The following is a 1,139-nucleotide window of genomic DNA, read 5'->3' as shown; positions in this document are numbered from 1 at the left end:
GTGGGTACCTGGTTCTTCGGGGTGGGCACCCCTGCGGACACCCCGTGCGCGGCCACCCAGGCCGCGATCTGGGCGCGCGAGGCGAAGCCCAGTTTGGCCAGGATGTGCTCCACATGGCCGTCGACCGTGCGCGGGGACAGCACGAGCTCGGCGGCGATACGCCGGTTGCTCATGCCCCGGGCCACCAGGGCGGCCACCTCGCGCTCCCGCCGGGTCAGGGGGTCCGGGGCGGGAACCGGCCCGGACTCGGTCTCCAATCCGGCGCTCAGGGCGTACGCGATGGCCCGCTGGGGGCGGTCGTACGCGGCGCCCTCCGCCAGCGCCCCCTCGTACGCGGCAGGACCCAGGGCCCGTACGGTCGCCTCCTCGCACCGGACGTGGTGCTCGGCCAGGTGCGGTCCGAACGCGGAGATCGTCGTTCCGACGGCCTGCCACAGGGTCCGAACGGAGCCCAGCAGCCGGGCCGCGCGGCCGTGGTCGCCGTCCGCCGCGGTGATCCAGGCGAACAGCTCCAGCATCAGCGCGGTGCCCACGTAGTCGTTGAAACCGCGCTGGACCTCCATGGCCGCGCGGGTGAGCGCCAGACCGGACGCCGGGTCACCGCGCACCCACGCGTCGTGGCCCCGCGCCCACAGGGCGTACGAACGACACCAGCGCTCGCCGTGCGCCTCGGCGGTGGCGACCGCGTGCCGTCCGGTGTCCGTCGCCCGGGGATCTCCCAGGTACGCCCGGGCGACCGCCAGCTGGAAGAGGGAGAACAGTACGCCCGATCCCTCACCCGCCGCCGTCTGGGCGGCCACCGCTTCCTCGTACCAGGACACGGCCTCCTCCAGCCGGCCCTGGAACAGCGCCAGGGAGCCCCGGAAACCCCGCGCATAGGCGCGCACCACCGGGTCGTCCAGCCGTTCGCCCAGCTCCTCCGCCTCGTCCAGCCACCGGCCCGCCGAGACGTGGTCCCCCTGCAGCAGCGCCGCCCAGGCCCCCGCCCACAGCGCCCTGGCCCGGGCCGGTGTGGCCTCCGGTGCCACCGCGAGGGCCCGCTCGATCCGCCGGCGCCCCTCGCCGAGGAAGCCGTCGGCACACCAGTGGAACCGGAGGGCCGCGACCAGCGCGAGGGAGGCCTGGGCGTCGTCCACCCC

Annotated in this window: 1 protein-coding gene; it reads right to left on the bottom strand. The window is 75.6% G+C overall.

Annotated features, from left to right (window positions below):
• The coding region (locus FNH04_RS46190; protein WP_194237069.1) for a helix-turn-helix domain-containing protein at positions 1-1,139 on the bottom strand (1,139 nt) is incomplete at both ends.

It is taken from the genome of Streptomyces phyllanthi, assembly GCF_009377205.1.
Lineage (GTDB): Bacteria > Actinomycetota > Actinomycetes > Streptomycetales > Streptomycetaceae > Streptomyces > Streptomyces phyllanthi.
The sequence above is the reverse complement of the archived record's forward strand: the minus strand, read 5'-3'. Positions and strand labels throughout refer to the sequence as shown.